The following is a 16,984-nucleotide window of genomic DNA, read 5'->3' as shown; positions in this document are numbered from 1 at the left end:
AGGCACTCGATCTTAGTTATGATCGGGTGCCTTTTTTCAGCTTGTAAAAAGAGATGCTGCATGCTCACGTTCGAAGTCATCAAGCCAGCAGCTATATTTTTCATAGATTGGTTGGAGTGTCGCTTTATCAGTGGCGATGAGTTCGCATCCGCGGTCATCATAGACGAAATAAATGAGCCGTTTCGTGATGTTAATGAAGAAAAGATCAGGGTAAGTGAAGCTGTGCTTTGTGCCAAACCGGGGGTTCAATGGAGGAAAATCTTCATTACAGGCTGCCATCTTTTTCGAATTGATAGATCCCCTGAGCCAAGGGAAAGTGAAGACTGGCGCCCCATTGATCAGTTAATGAAGGTGCAAGAACAAGTTTTGGAAAATTCTTCTGTAAAAAGTGATCGAGTTCATGCATGATTTATTTTCCTTTTAAGAGGGTAATATATATTAGTTCAGAATCTGTATAGTTCAGCTAAGTATAATGAAATTATAGTCTAATGCGAAGGAATCACAAGCAAAATGTGGAAGTTGTTGGAAAACCGACACAAACTGTGTGTATTCCTTTTTTTCGCACGAAAGAATCGGGAGGTTTTAGAATGATGCATGAAAATGTGGCTCTGAATCGTATGTCCCGGCCAATAACCCGCCATAACAACCACTGTCTATTCTAGTCACTTGACCTGATCATTTTATATCACCTAATGTCCCTGAACGGTCTCAATGTCATTATCGCGTGCATAACCAAGAAAAGCAGTAACAGTTACCAATAATTTGAAACCGTTACCAAATAATTCCTGATAAACGGTGACCAAAGCAGCATATTCTACGAATCAGAGAATTTATTAAAAATCGTTCTGAAAATGATTCTGCTTGGGGCGAATGAACTTTACGTTTTCACAAGGTAAGGCGCGCGAGAAGGACAAGGGGTCACCGTTATTAGTCTCTGTATCTCTTTTTTGTCTTGTGAATCAGTAGATAAATAGAAAGGATGAATGTAGATGAGAGCAACGCGGAAAGCGCGCTACGGCAGGAAAAACCGGCCGCTGAGGAACCTATTCATTGTACTACTGTCAACACTTGTCGTTGCAGCACAATTCAGCAATTTTTCTATTGGAAGAGCGCAGGCGGACGAAGCAGCGGGCCATCCGTTTTTTGATTCGGTACGGGTTACCGATCACACTAATCAGGAGGTTGATCTGGCAAAGGCGGACAGCAATCCGCTGGTAACCGGAGATGCCGTGCATCTTGAATACAGTTGGTCACAAAAAGAGGGCGTGACGCTGAGCCCCGATAAAGAGATAACTGTTCAGGTACCGAAAGAACTAAAAATTGATAAAGAGATCAGCGGCGATGTCACGAACGGCGACCAAGTTATTGGTACGTATAAGGTTGCCTCTTCAGACAATACGACCGACGCCAATAAATTGACGATTCATTTTAATGATCAGGCGAAGAACCTGACGAATGCGACTGGAAAAATAAAATTTGACGCAATCTTTGCCGCACAAATCGATAAGGATACGACGAAGCTTGAACTTCCATTTGACCTTGGTGAAAACCAGGTTCAGAAATTGGAAGTACCCGTGAAAGCCGCAACAACTGACCAGGATGGGAGCTCTGCATCCTCGGATGACGGACAGAAACAAGCAGATGCATCGTCGTCTGAGCCGGCGAAGGAAGCAACGAAGGCTCCTGATGCTTCCTCTGAACAAACAAAACAGGATGATAGCAGTTCAGTGGAACCAAGCAAGCCGGAAGCGAAGGCTGACGAAGGGGCTAAGGATAGCGAAAAGAAGATTGAGCGCGGCTTCAGCAGCCTCGCCACAACACAAGCGGCGAAAAAAATAACGCAGAACATTCTAACCGGTGTGACTTTGACGGATAAGGATGGCAAGCCTTTCGACGAAGATAATCCGGCAAATACGGATGATCCTGCGAATATCAATTTTACGTGGGCGATCCCGGATGCTCTCGGCGATACGATCAATGCTGGGGACACCTATGAATTTGATCTGCCAAGTATTTTTAAAATGCATAATCCTATTAGTGGAACGCTTGATGACTACGGTACCTTTACTGTAGACATGAACGGCCATGTGGTCATGACTTTTAATGATCAAGTAAAGGATAATTCGGATGTGCATGGGACACTGTTTGTAAATACCGAATTCGACGAAAAAGAAATCACAGGTTCGGTTGATCAGAATATCAGTTTTCCGGTGAATAGTGAGTCACCGATCGTAACGGTACATTTTAAACCGGATGTAAAAAGTACGATTGATAAAAGTGGGGCACTGGATAAAGGCTTGAATCCAACCCAAGTTACTTGGAATGTTGATGTGAACAAGGAACTGGAAAAGGTAACGAATGCTAAAATAACGGAAGATTTTCCGACTGGTCTAACCTTTAAATCTGTAGAAGTCTATCAACTGAATGTGGCGATTGATGGCAAGGTCACACCAGGTGATAAGGTGGATCCATCCAAATATAATGTTGATTCAAATGGAAATGTGACTTTTAAAGAAATGATCCATTCTGCCTATCGCTTAGTCTATACCACGAGTATTGATAATTCAGCGAAGCCGGATGATGGCGGAGCAGTAAAGTTCATTAACCATGCAACATTTGGCGGGAATGAATTCGACCCCATCCCTGCTGAAGCCTCTGTCACGGCGAATTATGGAAAAACGATTGAAAAGTCAAATATCGGTTATGATGGTGATTCGCAAACCTTCAGCTGGAAAATCAACTACAATTTCGGTGAGAAAGAAATTGCGAAAGATAAGGCGACAATTACCGATAACTTTAATTCAGCAGATTTGAAGTTAGTGGATGGATTGAACGTGCAAAAGGTCGATTCGTTTGACGGAACGACACCTAAACTGGGTGATACGCTTAAGGAAGGTACGGACTATACACTTGAAAAAACAAGTACCGGATTCACCATACATTTCAATGACAAGGTGACCTCTGCATACGTAATCACCTACCAGACCAAAGTCAAAAATGGTGTGATTATTGAAAATCCGACCAATTTTAAAAATGACGCAGCCACCGGAACCGGAAGCAGCGGTAGTTCAGGCGGCCAAGCGACGCAGCAGAATATTACCAAAGGTTATTCCAACATCAACTACACTAAGAAAACTGTGGGTTGGAATCTCACAATTAATAAAAATAAATATGAAATGAACAACTGGAAGCTGGATGACACGTTTGCGAGCGGCGGACTGTCGTATGTTTCCGACTCGCTCAAAATAGTGGATACCGATAAAAACAACTATTCGCTTGTAAAAGATAAAGACTATACGCTCACGCTGAAGCCCGACAATAAAGGGTTTAACCTTGCGTTCATCGGAGATTACGCGAAAACGAGCAGCAAATTCACGATTTCTTATACAACCAAATTCAACGTCAATTTTTCGAATCAAAAGAATGTGAAAAACTCAGCCACCGCAACGTGGACCGACCAATACGGCAAGGATCGCACGAATGACGCAAGTGCCGATTTCAATATTAATGGTCAAACTCAATTCAACGGTTTTAAAAATGGCAGTTACAATGCGGTAGATAAAGTGATCACATGGAAAGTCGGTGTCAACTACAACGGCGAAAAGGCCAACAATGCGTCGATCACCGACCCGATTACCGGCAATCAGAAGTTCGTTTCCGGATCGGTAGTTGTGAAGAGTTATACGATCAATTCAGGCGGATCGATTAAAGAGGGTGCTTCGCTTGATCCGTCAAAATATGATGTCATTGAACCGTCCGCAGACAATAATCAAACGCTGACTGTGAAATTCAAGACGGATAAAGACGATACCAACCAATATATGGTTGAGTTCAAGACATCCTTGGATGGTCAGATCGTCAATGGTGCAAGTAGCTACAAAAATGTCGCAACCTATCACAATGAGGGGTATCCGGATCGCCAAATCACCGGCACCGTGTCAATTACGAATGGCGGCTCGTTGGTCACTAAGAATGGTGTCCAAAACGGGAACTACGTCAACTGGTTTGTCAATGTGAATCCGAGTCAGTCCGCATTGGATGATGTGACGGTTACCGACGATCCGTCCGATAATCAGATTTTGGATGAGAGTTCATTCCATGTCTATGAAGCCCAATATGATGGAAACGGAGCGATATCTACGGGTAGTAACCTTGCTCCGAATAAGGATAAAGAGTTGCAGCGCGGCAAAGATTACACGTTAACGATTACAACGGATAACACGACTGGAAAGCAGCAATTCGTGCTGAAATTTATCGGAGCCTACAAGCACATCGATCGCGCCTATGCCGTTCAATACCGTTCGGTCATTAACATTGCCGGTACAAGTGAAGATGTCACAAACCAAGTAAAAATAAGCGGCGACAATGTGCAAACCGTTACGCAGGATACGACGCAAAAGATCACCGTTGCGCTTTCAACCGGCGGCGGCTCTGCAACCGGGAAAAAAGGCACGTTGCGCGTTTTGAAAAATGGGGAGATCGGTCAAATTCTCCCAGGTGCAACGTTTGAATTGTGGGATAAGGATAATACCCAGCTGCTGCGGACGGGAACAACAGCGGAAGATGGAACTTTGACCTTTGGAAATATCCGTTTTGGCGACTATCTTCTGAAGGAAGTTCAAGCGCCGGAAGGCTATACGATCAGTAATGCTCTTGTCACAGGTACACCGGTGAAAATAAATGCAGATTCAACAGTTGACGGCGTGTATACAACAATTGTTGATAAGCAGAATAAAGTCACACTGACCAAGAAAGATACTGACGGAAAATTGCTTCCGGGTGCGGTTTTCAAGCTGGATCAGCGTATAGGCAGCGTGTATGTTCCCTATAATTACGGCTCGGAAATCAAGAGCGGAACCGACGGCAAGGTGGTACTCACAGGTCTGCCGGCTGGGAATTACCGTTTAACGGAAACAACAGCGCCAAGTGGTTATCTGGTTAACACAAAATCAATCGAATTTACGGTAGTGAAGAACGCGAACAATCAGTTACCTGATGTTAACGCAGGAACGTTGACTGATTATCAGGGCAGTGCGAAACTGATCAAGACCGATAGCGATGGCCATGGACTCATGGATGCGATCTTCAGCATTGTTGATAAAGATGGAAAAACAGTGCAGGAAGGTCTGACCTCTGACAAGGACGGCGTGGTTCAAAGCAAAGAGACCTTGGCACCGGGCACCTACTTCTTTGTTGAAACCAAAGCACCGGACGGATACTTGATCAATACTGAGAAAATCAAGTTCACGATTACAGGCAGCGCCTTGGAGAAGCCGACTGTCGTAACGGCGGGCGATGCGATCAACTATAAAGGATCCGTTGAACTGAAGAAAGTCGATAAGGACGGCAATGGTCTTAAAGACGCGGAATTCAAGATTATCGATGCTGATGGAAAGACGATTCAGGAAAATCTGAAGTCGAGTGAAGATGGTGTTGTCAAAGCGGATGGACTTGCGCCGGGAAGCTACCAATTCATTGAGACGAAAGCACCAACCGGTTACGTTTTAAATACGGATAAAATTGATTTTACGATCTCAACAGACGCGGCTGGGAAGCCTGTTGCGGTAGATGCAGGAAAAGCTTTTAATTATCAAGGAACAGTAGAACTGATTAAGGTTGATTCTAGTGGGAACGGACTTGAAGGAGCGGAATTCAAGATTATTGATGCCAATGGCAAGACTGTTCAGGATCAACTAAAATCAGGTAAAGACGGTAAAGTAATAGCAGAAAATCTGAAACCGGGTAACTATAGTTTTGTAGAAACACAAGCACCGACCGGCTATGTTTTAAATACGGATAAGATTAATTTTGAGATTGCAAATCAAGCAGCTGGTGAGCCAAAAACAGTAGTAGCATCAGATGCGGTCAATTATCAAGGCTCTGTCGAACTTAAAAAAGTAGATCAGGGTGGCAATGGTCTTGAAGGTGCGGAATTCAAGATTATTGATTCGGAAGGTAAAACCGTTCAGGATCAATTAAAATCGGATAAAGATGGTAAAGTCACAGCAGAAAATCTGAAACCGGGTAACTATAGTTTTGTCGAAACCAAGGCCCCTGAAGGTTATCTTTTGAACGCCGATAGGATCGATTTTACGATCAAGGATGAGGCAGCCGGCAAACCGGTAATCGTTAAGGCGCCAGACGCAGTAAACTACAAGGGGACAGTGGAATTAACCAAGGTTGATTCTGATGGCAACGCTCTTGAAGGAGCCGAATTTAAAATCATTGATGCTGATGGGAAGACGATTCAGGAAAATCTGAAATCAGATAAAAATGGTAACGTCACAGCAGAAAATCTGAAGCCGGGCAAGTATCAGTTTGTAGAAACTATTGCACCGGAAGGTTACCTTTTAAACGATAAAAAGATAGACTTCGAGATCCCGCAAACAGCTTTTGGCAAACCGGTGACTGTTCAAGCACCGGATGCAATCAATTATCAGGGATCTGTGGAATTGACTAAGGTTGATCCTAATGGCAACGGTCTTGAAGGAGCAGAGTTCAAGATTATTGATGCCAACGGCAAAGCCATGCAGGAAAATCTGAAATCAGATAAAAATGGTAAAGTCACAGCAGAAAATTTAAAGCCTGGCAAATACAGTTTTGTCGAAACAAAAGCACCGGAAGGTTACCTAATCAATACCGATCACATTGATTTTACTATTTCAGATCACGCAAAAGGCGTACCAACTGTTGTCAAAGCTGCTGATGCGGTCAATTATCAAGGTTCCGCTGAATTGACAAAGGTTGATTCTGATGGCAACGGACTTGAAGGAGCAGAGTTCAAAATTATTGACGCTGACGGCAAGACTGTTCAGGATCAACTAAAATCAGACAAAGATGGTAAAGTTACGGCAGATGGCTTAGCGCCTGGTGATTACAGCTTTATCGAAACAAAGGCACCGGAAGGTTATCTGATTAATTCCGATAAGATCGCATTTACAATTGCGGATCATGCTAAAGGCACACCAACCGTTGTCAAAGCTGCTGATGCGGTTAACTACAAAGGTTCCGTCGAGCTGAAGAAAGTGGATCAGGACGGCAACGGACTTGAAGGAGCGGTATTCAACCTCCTCGATAAGGACGGCAAAGTAGTCCGTGAAGGTTTAACTTCTAATACCGACGGCTTGATCAAGGCGGATGGACTTGCGCCTGGCGATTATCAATTGATTGAGACGAAAGCACCAAATGGTTACCTGCTCAATGCAACGCCAAAGATGTTTACCATTCAGAGCGAAGATCAAGGCAAACCGGCCGTTGTGAAGCTGACAAAAGTCAACGATGTGAACAGCGTCATCCTGACAAAGGTTGATAAAAATGATCAAGACGCTGTTTTGAAAGGCGCGGAATTTAAGCTCGTTGACAGTAATGGAGACGTAGTGACAAAGGACGCGAGCGGAAATAAGTTGAAAGATATCTGGACTACGGATGAGAACGGGCAGTTCACAGTGAGCAACTTGCCTGAGGGTGACTATCAGTTCATCGAAACCAAGGCACCGGCAAACTATGATCTGGATACGACGCCGATTCCATTCAAGGTGACGCGAGCGGATCAGAAAGCCATTGAAATCACGGCGACTAATAAACTGACGCCGGGTGATGTAAAACTGACAAAAGTGGATGCGAACGATAAGGATGCCGTGCTGCAAGGAGCAGAATTTAAGCTCCAAGACAGCAAAGGAAATCCAGTTACAAAAGATGCAAATGGCAAGGACTTGCCGGAGATCTGGATGACGGATGATCATGGTGAATTTATCGTGAAGGGATTGGCACCTGGGGATTACCAATTCGTTGAGGTGAAAGCACCAAAAGGTTATCAGTTGGATGCGACGCCGATTCCGTTCACAATTGCTAAAGGACAGCAAAAACCTGTTGAAATCACAGCACTTAACAAAGCGATCCCGTCAATTGATCGCGGCGTTGATGCCGAACAGCAAAGTGGCGGAACGCCGAAGTCTGAACCGACGGCTAAACCGCAAACCGGTGCGAAAATCGAGCGAGGACAGTTAGGACTCGAAGAAACATCGACGCCAAAGAATAAAAAAAATCTGCCGACAACCGGCGATACCAACGATCTGCTAACGATGCTCATTGGTATTATGCTTCTGCTTGGCGGAGGCTCAATCGCCGCATTGTCTCGAAGGAAACATGATTAATCGATTTGAAAAACTCTCGATCAGGATTAACTGGTCGAGAGTTTTTTGGCGCCCGGGAAAAACCGTTTGACTCGAACCACTGGAATGAAAAAAGTGACGCTAATGCTCGACCACGGGCTAGGACCGGCTCCTATGCACGAAAATCATGATTCCATGCATGAAAATCCAAGTACCATGCACGAACCCTAGAGGTCAATGCATGAACGCGAACCTGAACACGACTCTATGCATCAGAACTGCGCGTCTATGCATGAAAACAGTGATCCTATGCACAAAACCTTGATGCCTATGCTTGAATAAGAGATATAACCGGCTCGCCGGTCATCGGAGAGGCAGCACGCTAATAACCTATTGGGGCAGCGTACTCCTGTCGCCTGCCCCTGGAATCATTGACTTTGCTGAAAGAAGAAAACGCAATGATCGGTTGATTAAGATAACATTTAGCACCTGATCATGGTAAGATTTGATCAGGTGCTTTTTATTGAATAAAGGCGGGATCGTATATGTGGCGAAAAGTGCTCATCGTCGTACTGATTGCGGCTGGGCTGCTTCTGATCGCCTCTCCTTTTTTAAAGGAAAGTCTGATTGGACTCCTGAGCGCGAAGTATAATACGGATAAACTAACGGCAACGCAGTTGGAAAAAAATAATCGGCGCGATGCATCCTATGATTTCAGCCAAATTCAGCCGCCCACATTTTATGAAACGGTAAAAGCGGGTACGCGTGTTAACGCAAAAGCGGTGATTGGTCAGATCCAAGTGAGGCGCCTGGGGATCAATCTTCCCATTTTAAAGGGAACAACCAGTGAAAATTTACTGGTTGGAGCGACGACCATGCGTCCGGATCAGAAGATGGGAGCGGGCAATTATCCGCTTGCCGGTCATCACATGCGCCGGGAAAACCTGCTCTTCGGTCCATTGATGCATACGAAAATCGGTGATGAAATCATGATTACTAATTTGAAAAAGGACTATGTGTATCAGGTCATTGATAAAAAAGTGGTTTCTGAGACTGAGGGAGATGTTATTGGACAGACGAAGGAGAAACAGATTACACTCGTGACCTGTGACAAACCGACGCGAACGCCGAATCGACTGATTGTCACTGGGAAACTGGTGCGGGAGAAGACGCATCAGTGACTGGGTGCCCGTTTAGAATCTTGATCACGACCCGAATGAAAAGATCAGAATTTGATTGGTAAATGCTTTTTAGAACAGGATGATACAGTTTGAGTATTCTTGATGTGGAAAATCTATATAAAACGTATGGAACGCAAACGCTTTTTGATCACCTCTCATTTTCAATCTCAGAAGATGAGCGAATTGGCTTAATCGGTGTAAACGGCACGGGAAAATCAACCTTGCTTAATGTAATTGCTGGCAAGGATTCGGCAGAAAGCGGCAATCTGCGCCATGCGAATGCGTTTGAACTCGCTTATCTGCCACAGACGCCTGTCTTTGAATCAGGGGTCACCGCATTGGATTATATCTACGGCGGTACTTCGCCGATCATGACCACCGTACGTAACTATGAGCAGGCGCTTCGTCGATTGGAAAAAGATCCTTCTAATCCGAAACTTCAGGAAAAGTTGATTGAACGTCAGCAGCAAATGGACGCGGCGAATGCCTGGGACGCGGAGGCGGCAGCGAAGAGCATCCTAACGCGCCTAGGCATTCATGATTTTGAGACACCGGCCAGTGAAGGCTCCGGCGGACAAAAGAAACGAATCGCGCTGGCTAGGGCATTGATTCAACCGGCAGATCTGTTGGTTCTCGATGAGCCGACGAACCATTTGGACAACGACATCATCGATTGGCTCGAAGATGCGCTGAACCAATATCCGGGTGCTTTATTAATGGTGACGCATGATCGCTATTTCTTGAATCGTGTGACACACAAAATTTTTGAATTGGATCATGGCAATCTCTATATTTATGATGGTAATTATGAGCTGTTTCTCGAGAAGAAAGCGGAGCGCGAAGAACAGGAAGCAGCCGGAGAAACAAAGCACCAGAATCAACTGCGCCGGGAACTTGCCTGGCTTCGACGCGGGGCCAAGGCCCGGTCGACGAAACAAAAAGCAAGGGTTGAACGCGTGCACGAGATGCAGGAACATAAGGGGCCGGAATTAAAGCAGTCGGTGGACCTCGCGATCGGATCAACACGCCTAGGCAAAAAGGTCATTGAAGCAAAACAGGTGTCCAAGAGCTTTAACGGACAGCCGCTCATTCACAATTTTGATTTGCTTGTGACTCCTGGCGAACGGCTTGGTATTATTGGAAGCAATGGCAGTGGCAAGACAACGCTGCTCAATATGCTTGCAAAACGTGTTGATCCGGACGCGGGTACCGTGGAAATTGGCGAAACGGTAAAAATCGGCTATTACACTCAGGAACATACGGAAATGAATGAGGATTTGACGGTGATTGACTATATCAAAGAAGCTGCACAGGTGATGCGCACAGCCGACGGTCAGCAAGTTACCGCCGAACAAATGCTGGAACGTTTTCTTTTTTCACGACCGCGCCAACGTACGTTTATCCGCAAACTGTCCGGTGGCGAACATAAACGGCTGTACTTACTGCGTATCTTGATGTCCGAACCCAATGTGCTTTTTCTTGACGAACCGACGAACGACTTGGATACGGAAACGCTGACGATTCTGGAAGACTATCTGCTCCAATTCCCGGGTACCGTTCTTGCAGTTTCCCATGATCGCTACTTTTTGGATCGGGTTGCGAATCGCCTGATCGCTTTTGAGGGTGAAGGCGTCATCCGGCGCTTTGAGGGGAATTACAGTGAATATATGGATGAGCGGAAAATGGAGCGGGCAGCGGCGAGTAAAGCTAAGGCAATGAAGCCGGAAGCACCGGCGCGCAGACAAACGCCCCAGAAAAAGAAGCTGACCTATAAGGAACAGCAGGAGTGGAACGGGATTGAAGATCGGATTGCTTCACTTGAAGAACACGTGGAGCAATTGAAACAGGAGATTGTTGAAGCGGGCAGCGATGCCGGGAAAGTGCAGGAACTTTTTGGCAAGCAGCAGGAAACCGAAGCCGAACTTGATCAGGCGATGGAACGTTGGACCGAGCTGTCACTCAAAGTGGAAGAACTAGAGAATCAGTAAAAGAAACAACAAAAATCCATTGAATCTGGGTTTCGATTAACCCGCAGTGAGATTAGAGAACTAAGCGATGTGTGTTGATCAGCATCGCTTTTTTTCTGTACACTCAAGAGGTTTTTGCAAGAGGAAGCCGGTGTGTATGATGCGCCCCAATTTGAAATAGAAGGTGTTTTCCTTTATAATAGTTAGTCATTGACCCAAGGATACAAATGGATGATCGGCAATTTTCCTAAGAGAATTGCGAAAATGGTGTGCAGGCGATCAGAAATGAGTGACTATGTTGGTGAAAAATAGCAAGCGGTTTGTGTCGTAACCTTGATGTGATTTCCACGTCATTCCACGTTTTTTAACCCCCAAATGGTATTAGTTACTCACTCAATTTTCTTTATTGATTTCTTCAATCAATAATTTTCAAAAATGGTCTTGGGTACTGTATACGGTGGACATAATGGTGAACGCTATGTATAGGTATCGAGGTGCGTCAATAGGAAGCACACTCAACGTATGAAAAAATTTCTGTAAAGGTGGATTTGATGCAAAAAGAAAAGAAAAAACTTAAAAAGAAAAAAATTCCGATGGATGAATCTCCGATAAAAAAATTTCATATTAAGATCGCGACGTTAACGTTTGGCGCTCATTTTACCGATGGCTATGTGATCGGCATTATTAGTTTTGCTTTATTGGCATTAGAAAAAGTTTGGAACCTAAGTGTCTTCGATTTAGGACTTTTGGGCAGCTCCGTGTTAATCGGCTTGTTTTTCGGCAGTTTCCTGCTTGGGTGGGTCTCTGATTATATTGGGCGGCAAAAGGTTTTCCTCTTCAGCTTTGTTTTAATTACGCTCGCTTCATTCATGCAATTTTTCGCCCCTAGTGTATGGACATTGTTTTTGTTGCGCTTTTTGATTGGGTTTGGTCTCGGTGGCGATTATACGGTGGGGCAGGCGATGCTCGCTGAATTTTCGCCGAAAAAATATCGCGGATCTTTGCTTGGCTCGTTTAATGTTTTTTTCACATTGGGCTATGTCGTCTCAAGTGTTGCCGGCATGTTTTTGTTAGGCGCGAATGTTCCATGGAATTGGATGCTCGCTTCATCAACACTGCCGGCGCTTACCGTTCTCTTACTGCGTATCGGGACACCTGAGTCCCCGCAATACTTAATGAGCAAAGGGGAACCGGAGAAGGCACAGGAAATTGTCACGGAACATTTGGGTGAACAGGTTGTGATTCGTGATGAGCAGCCGACAAAGCAGTTAAGCATGCGCCACTTGTTTGGAAAGAAATACATCAAACGAACCATTTTTAATGGGACCTTTTACGCGTGTATTGTCTTGCCGTATTTCTCTGTATTTACGTTTCTGCCGACCATATTAAGGTATTTTAATGTTCAGGAAGGCTACACGGCAGATCTTATTTTAGATGGGTTCTTAATGTTTGGCGCTATTCTGGGCACCTATTTGACCGTCAAGCTATCCAGACGTGGTTTTCTCATCAGTTCTTTTGTTATCTGCTTCGTTTCGCTGGCTTTGATGGGAATCATCCCGCAAAGCTATGGCGTTCTGTTAATTATCGCTTTTGTTGTGTTTACGATCTTTATATCGGCCATTAATAATCTGGTCGGTATTTATCCGGCAGAGAGTTTTCCAACGGAACTAAGGGCGTCCGGTGTGGGCGTCGCGACAGCATGCAGTCGGGTTGGTTCGGCATTGGGCACATTCCTTTTACCTGTTATGATCTCAAGATTAGGTCTCTCCCAAACGATGCTCATTCTCTCGGGCGTAGTGCTGCTTGGCACGATCGTCTCGATCGCACTTGCACCCGAAACCAAAGGAAAGAAATTAGTCTGATCTATAGGAAAATTTGATTTTGCTAACGAGTCATGCTTCACTTAATGCGAAGCATGCAAATAATGAGCTTGGCTCAAGCTGCGTACTTGGCCGGGCTCATTTTAAGTTGCCGCACATCTGAGCGTATCGGTCACCGGTTAACTTTTCGAAACCGCCAGACATAGCTGCGAAAATCGCCTTTTTCCTCAGGTACATTAAGACCGGTGTTCATCAGCTCGTCGCCGCCAAATACATCACCGGTGGCATAATTTTCATACATGAATTCAGGGTTAAGTCCTTGAAAACGAAATGACTTTTGCACCTGAGACGGGCTGGCGAGTACTGTAAAATAAAAGCCGATCGCCTCGGACTGATCCGGTGCCACAAAGCACCATGCCGCGTCCCCGTCGTCAAAAGGATTTGTGATCCGGTAGAAGTTGCCGAATTGAATCAAAGGACGAATCTGCTTATAAAAGGCTACTTGTTTTTGAACTGTGGCTTTTTCATCAGTGGTCAGTTTCGTGAGGTCGAGTTCGTAGCCGAAGTTGCCGGACATGGCGACAGCGCCGCGCATGGCAAGTGACGTAATCCGGCCCACTTGGTGATTGGGAACGGCGGAGACATGTGCGCCCATCGCGATTGGCGGATAGACAATGCTTGTGCCGTATTGAATTTTTAATCGGCAAACCGCATCGGTGTTGTCGCTGGTCCATGTCTGCGGCATGTAATAGAGCATGCCGGGATCGAAACGGCCGCCGCCGCTCGAACAGCTCTCAAACAGAATAGTCGGGAATGCTTGCGTGAGACGATCCATTAAATCATAGAGGCCAAGCATGTAACGATGCGCGGTCTCGCGCTGACGGTCGGGTGGCAATAGTGCAGATCCGATTTCTGTCATATGCCGGTTCATGTCCCATTTGACGTAGTTGATGTCCGCGCTCGAGAGTATGGCGGAAATGGTCTGTTCTAAGTAAGCCCGAACATCCGCACGTGATAAATCAAGCACGAGTTGGCAGCGGCTCAAGCTGCGCGGACGATCTGGAACATGCAAGCACCAATCAGGGTGCGCACGGTACAAATCACTGTCAGGAGAGATCATTTCCGGTTCAAACCACAGACCGAATTGAAGCCCGAGTTCATGAATGCGATCGGACAACCATGTGAGTCCGTGCGGCAGTTTGCGCTTATCGACAATCCAGTCGCCAAGCGAACTTTTGGCGTTGTCACGATGGCCGAACCAGCCGTCATCCAACACAAAAAGCTCGATACCGACTTTTTGCGCTTCTTTGGCGATTGCGAGCAGTTTTTCCTCATTCAGCTTAAAATAAGTTGCTTCCCAGTTATTGATCAGTATTGGACGTACTTGGTCACGAAATTTTCCACGAGCGAGCCGCGTTCGATAGAGGTGGTGGTAGATCTGCGACAAACCGCCCAGCCCTTGGTCAGAATAAACGAGTACGGCTTCAGGGGTTTGGAAGGTTTCATTGGGTTCCAGCTTCCAATTGAAGTCGAATGGATTTAAGCCGATTGATGCGCGCGTGGTTTTGTATTGGTCAACCTCGATTTGCGCGCGAAAATTGCCGCTGTACACGAGACTGAAGCCGAACACGTCACCCTGAGTCTCATCTGCATTTTTGCGCATAAGAGCGAAGAATGGATCATGCTGCGGGCTGCTGGCGCCGCGCGCGCTGTCCACGATTTGGCTGCCCGGAGATATGGGGTTTCGGCACATAGTGCGCTCGTTATTATGAGATCCATAGAATGTCAGGCTGTCGAATTGATCATCCCGAAAATCAATGCTGCTGCTTGCCGCATTCAGAATGCGGAGGACACCGTCACTCGTATTTTCGAATCGAGCGGATCGGGTGATCGCGTCGAAATCGCGAAATACGCTATAGGTGAGTACAATGGACAGACCGGCGACCGGATCCTGCAGCAGAATATCCAGTGACTGTGCTTCTTGAGCCTCTTCTACATAGGTGGCGGGCAGTCCACTGAGCTTCTTTTTCCCTGAGTAAATCACATGCCCCGCATAACGCAAATCGGTGACAGTCGATCCGTTCTCAAGTTGAATCTGATAGGCGGGATGACGGTAATCTCCGGTTCCGTACGCCGGATATTCCAGAGGCAGTGTGCTCAAGCTAAATCCGCGACGGTCAGGATCCGTATAAGGGGCGAAAGATCGATAGGCATAAACAAGCGGTCGACTGCCGTGATAATTTCTGATTATCTTTCCCCAGTAGAGATGGAGCAGGCAGCCGTTGTCGAGATGCATCACATAACTAAATCGTTTCGTTTGCAGATGAAAAAGTTTATTTTTCGAATCATAATCAATCATGGTAGCCCTCCACGATCCATTTGTTTTTCTCTTAAATTGTAAATCTTTCCTCAATAGTAAGTGAAGTAACCGGCTAAGTAAAGAAAGCCCATACATTTTCTGATAAACCGCGAAACAGTTTGCCAATGCAGTAGATTTGATTTAGTAGAAAACGAACAGTATAGTTAATTTAATGAGTATATTTGTACTTTTTCTGGAGGTGAGCAGGGGATGGGCTTTTTAAAAAATTTGTTTCAGAAAAGCGACTTGAATGCGAATCAGTCGGAACCAAGTAAGGAAGAAATTGCCGCGGCGGGTGAATTTTATATGCCGCTAAAAGGTAAGATTGTGCCGATTACAGAGGTTCCGGATCCGGTTTTTTCTCAAAAAATGATGGGGGACGGGTTCGCGATTATCCCGGAAAATGATGTTGTCCGATCGCCGGTTGACGGCAAGATAACGAATATATTTCCTACAAAACATGCAATCTCTCTGGAATCAAATGAAGGTAGAGAAATTTTAATACACGTTGGGCTGGAAACGGTTTCTCTTAAGGGTGAGGGATTCACTGTCTTGACTAAGGATGGTTCCAATGTTAAAAAGGGAGACAAGCTCTTGCAGGTAGATTTTCCCGGAATCGCGGGCAAGGTACCTTCAACAATTACATCTGTTGTTATTACGAATTTAGGCAATGGTGAACACGTTGTCATTGAGAACAACAAAGTATCCATTGTATCTTAATGAAGTGATCGGTAATTTCATTTGATCGTCGCCAAACACTAAAGGACCGGGCAATCGCCTCGGTCCTTTGTTTTATTCATGTTTTGAAAACCCTAGGCTATGCCTAGGGTTCCGGAGAGCTTCAAGCGATGTATCAAAAAAAGCCTCACTTCGTGTTAAGATAAATTTTGGTTCGCCAACCAAATTTATCAGCCAAAGGGAGACTCTTTTATGCCATCTGATGTTAACAGTTTAGCACATACAAAATGGAATTGTAAGTATCATGTTGTTTTTGCACCAAAGTATCGGAGACAAATTATCTATGGAAAGTTAAAACAAGATATAGGCATGATTTTAAGACAGTTAAGTGAACGAAAAGGTGTAGAAATTATCGAAGCCCAAGCATGTAAAGATCACATTCACATGATGGTCAGTATACCGCCTAAGATAAGCGTTGCATCTTTTATCGGCTATCTCAAAGGAAAAAGCAGTTTAATGATCTTTGATCGACATGCGAACTTAAAATATCGATATGGAAATCGAAAATTTTGGTGCAAGGGATATTATGTGGATACAGTAGGAAGAAATAAGAAAGTGATTGCAGAATACATTCGTAATCAGATACAAGAGGATGTAGTCGCAGAGCAACTAAGCATGTTTGAACATATTGATCCGTTTACCGGAGAAGAGGTCAAACGCTCAAAAAAGAAAAAGTAGAAGTCACCCTTTAGGGGTGCCGGGGAAGTAGTGCGGTTGGCGGACGCCTCGGTGCCCTTTTAAGGGCTGGCCAGTAACAAAGGCTTTCAGCCGCAGAGCAAACCACCCGTTCACACGGGTGGTTTTGATT

The 16,984-nt window shown here is 45.2% G+C and carries 9 protein-coding genes; 6 read left to right on the top strand and 3 right to left on the bottom strand.

Annotated features, from left to right (window positions below; translation table 11 throughout):
- Window positions 1-36: 36 nt before the first annotated feature.
- Both BM003_RS14510 and BM003_RS17730 read right to left on the bottom strand, forming a co-directional pair.
- Window positions 37-279, bottom strand: coding sequence for a DUF3885 domain-containing protein (locus tag BM003_RS14510; RefSeq protein ID WP_093674324.1), 243 nt, complete (start codon window positions 277-279; stop codon window positions 37-39).
- Window positions 266-406 (bottom strand): hypothetical protein, encoded by a 141-nt coding sequence (locus BM003_RS17730; protein ID WP_177184811.1) that lies wholly within the window; start codon window positions 404-406, stop codon window positions 266-268. The genes BM003_RS14510 and BM003_RS17730 overlap by 14 nt, the downstream gene beginning before the upstream one ends.
- 583 nt (window positions 407-989) lie before the next feature.
- Here BM003_RS17730 and BM003_RS14505 point away from each other — a divergent pair.
- From BM003_RS14505 to BM003_RS14490, 4 genes are all read left to right on the top strand, one after another.
- Complete coding sequence (locus tag BM003_RS14505) at window positions 990-8,153, top strand: SpaA isopeptide-forming pilin-related protein (RefSeq protein WP_093674322.1); 7,164 nt, start codon at window positions 990-992, stop codon at window positions 8,151-8,153.
- 503 nt (window positions 8,154-8,656) lie between these two features.
- The gene (locus BM003_RS14500) at window positions 8,657-9,292 is read left to right on the top strand and encodes a class A sortase (RefSeq protein WP_093674320.1); all 636 of its coding nucleotides are present in this window, start codon (window positions 8,657-8,659) and stop codon (window positions 9,290-9,292) included.
- A gap of 89 nt (window positions 9,293-9,381) precedes the next feature.
- On the top strand, window positions 9,382-11,280 hold the full coding sequence (locus BM003_RS14495) for an ABC-F family ATP-binding cassette domain-containing protein (RefSeq protein WP_093674318.1): 1,899 nt from the start codon (window positions 9,382-9,384) through the stop codon (window positions 11,278-11,280).
- A 530-nt stretch (window positions 11,281-11,810) separates the two neighbouring features.
- Complete coding sequence (locus BM003_RS14490) at window positions 11,811-13,121, top strand: MFS transporter (protein WP_093674316.1); 1,311 nt, start codon at window positions 11,811-11,813, stop codon at window positions 13,119-13,121.
- Window positions 13,122-13,251: 130 nt separating this feature from the next.
- Here BM003_RS14490 and BM003_RS14485 read toward each other — a convergent pair whose 3' ends face one another.
- On the bottom strand, window positions 13,252-15,438 hold the full coding sequence (locus tag BM003_RS14485; RefSeq protein ID WP_093674314.1) for an alpha-galactosidase: 2,187 nt from the start codon (window positions 15,436-15,438) through the stop codon (window positions 13,252-13,254).
- A gap of 210 nt (window positions 15,439-15,648) precedes the next feature.
- Between BM003_RS14485 and BM003_RS14480 the strand changes: the two genes are divergently transcribed.
- Complete coding sequence (locus BM003_RS14480; protein ID WP_093674312.1) at window positions 15,649-16,158, top strand: PTS sugar transporter subunit IIA; 510 nt, start codon at window positions 15,649-15,651, stop codon at window positions 16,156-16,158.
- Between the two features lie 210 nt (window positions 16,159-16,368).
- The gene (gene tnpA, locus BM003_RS14475; RefSeq protein ID WP_093672372.1) at window positions 16,369-16,854 is read left to right on the top strand and encodes an IS200/IS605 family transposase; all 486 of its coding nucleotides are present in this window, start codon (window positions 16,369-16,371) and stop codon (window positions 16,852-16,854) included.
- Window positions 16,855-16,984: the final 130 nt, after the last annotated feature.

The organism is Sporolactobacillus nakayamae, assembly GCF_900113325.1.
GTDB lineage: Bacteria > Bacillota > Bacilli > Bacillales > Sporolactobacillaceae > Sporolactobacillus > Sporolactobacillus nakayamae.
The sequence above is the reverse complement of the archived record's forward strand: the minus strand, read 5'-3'. Positions and strand labels throughout refer to the sequence as shown.

Coding starts and splice junctions, on each gene's coding strand:
- BM003_RS14510 (WP_093674324.1), bottom strand. CDS start 279: ATGGCAGCCTGTAATGAAGATTTTCCTCCATTGAACCCCCGGTTTGGC.
- BM003_RS17730 (WP_177184811.1), bottom strand. CDS start 406: ATGCATGAACTCGATCACTTTTTACAGAAGAATTTTCCAAAACTTGTT.
- BM003_RS14505 (WP_093674322.1), top strand. CDS start 990: ATGAGAGCAACGCGGAAAGCGCGCTACGGCAGGAAAAACCGGCCGCTG.
- BM003_RS14500 (WP_093674320.1), top strand. CDS start 8,657: ATGTGGCGAAAAGTGCTCATCGTCGTACTGATTGCGGCTGGGCTGCTT.
- BM003_RS14490 (WP_093674316.1), top strand. CDS start 11,811: ATGCAAAAAGAAAAGAAAAAACTTAAAAAGAAAAAAATTCCGATGGAT.
- BM003_RS14485 (WP_093674314.1), bottom strand. CDS start 15,438: ATGATTGATTATGATTCGAAAAATAAACTTTTTCATCTGCAAACGAAA.
- BM003_RS14480 (WP_093674312.1), top strand. CDS start 15,649: ATGGGCTTTTTAAAAAATTTGTTTCAGAAAAGCGACTTGAATGCGAAT.
- tnpA (WP_093672372.1), top strand. CDS start 16,369: ATGCCATCTGATGTTAACAGTTTAGCACATACAAAATGGAATTGTAAG.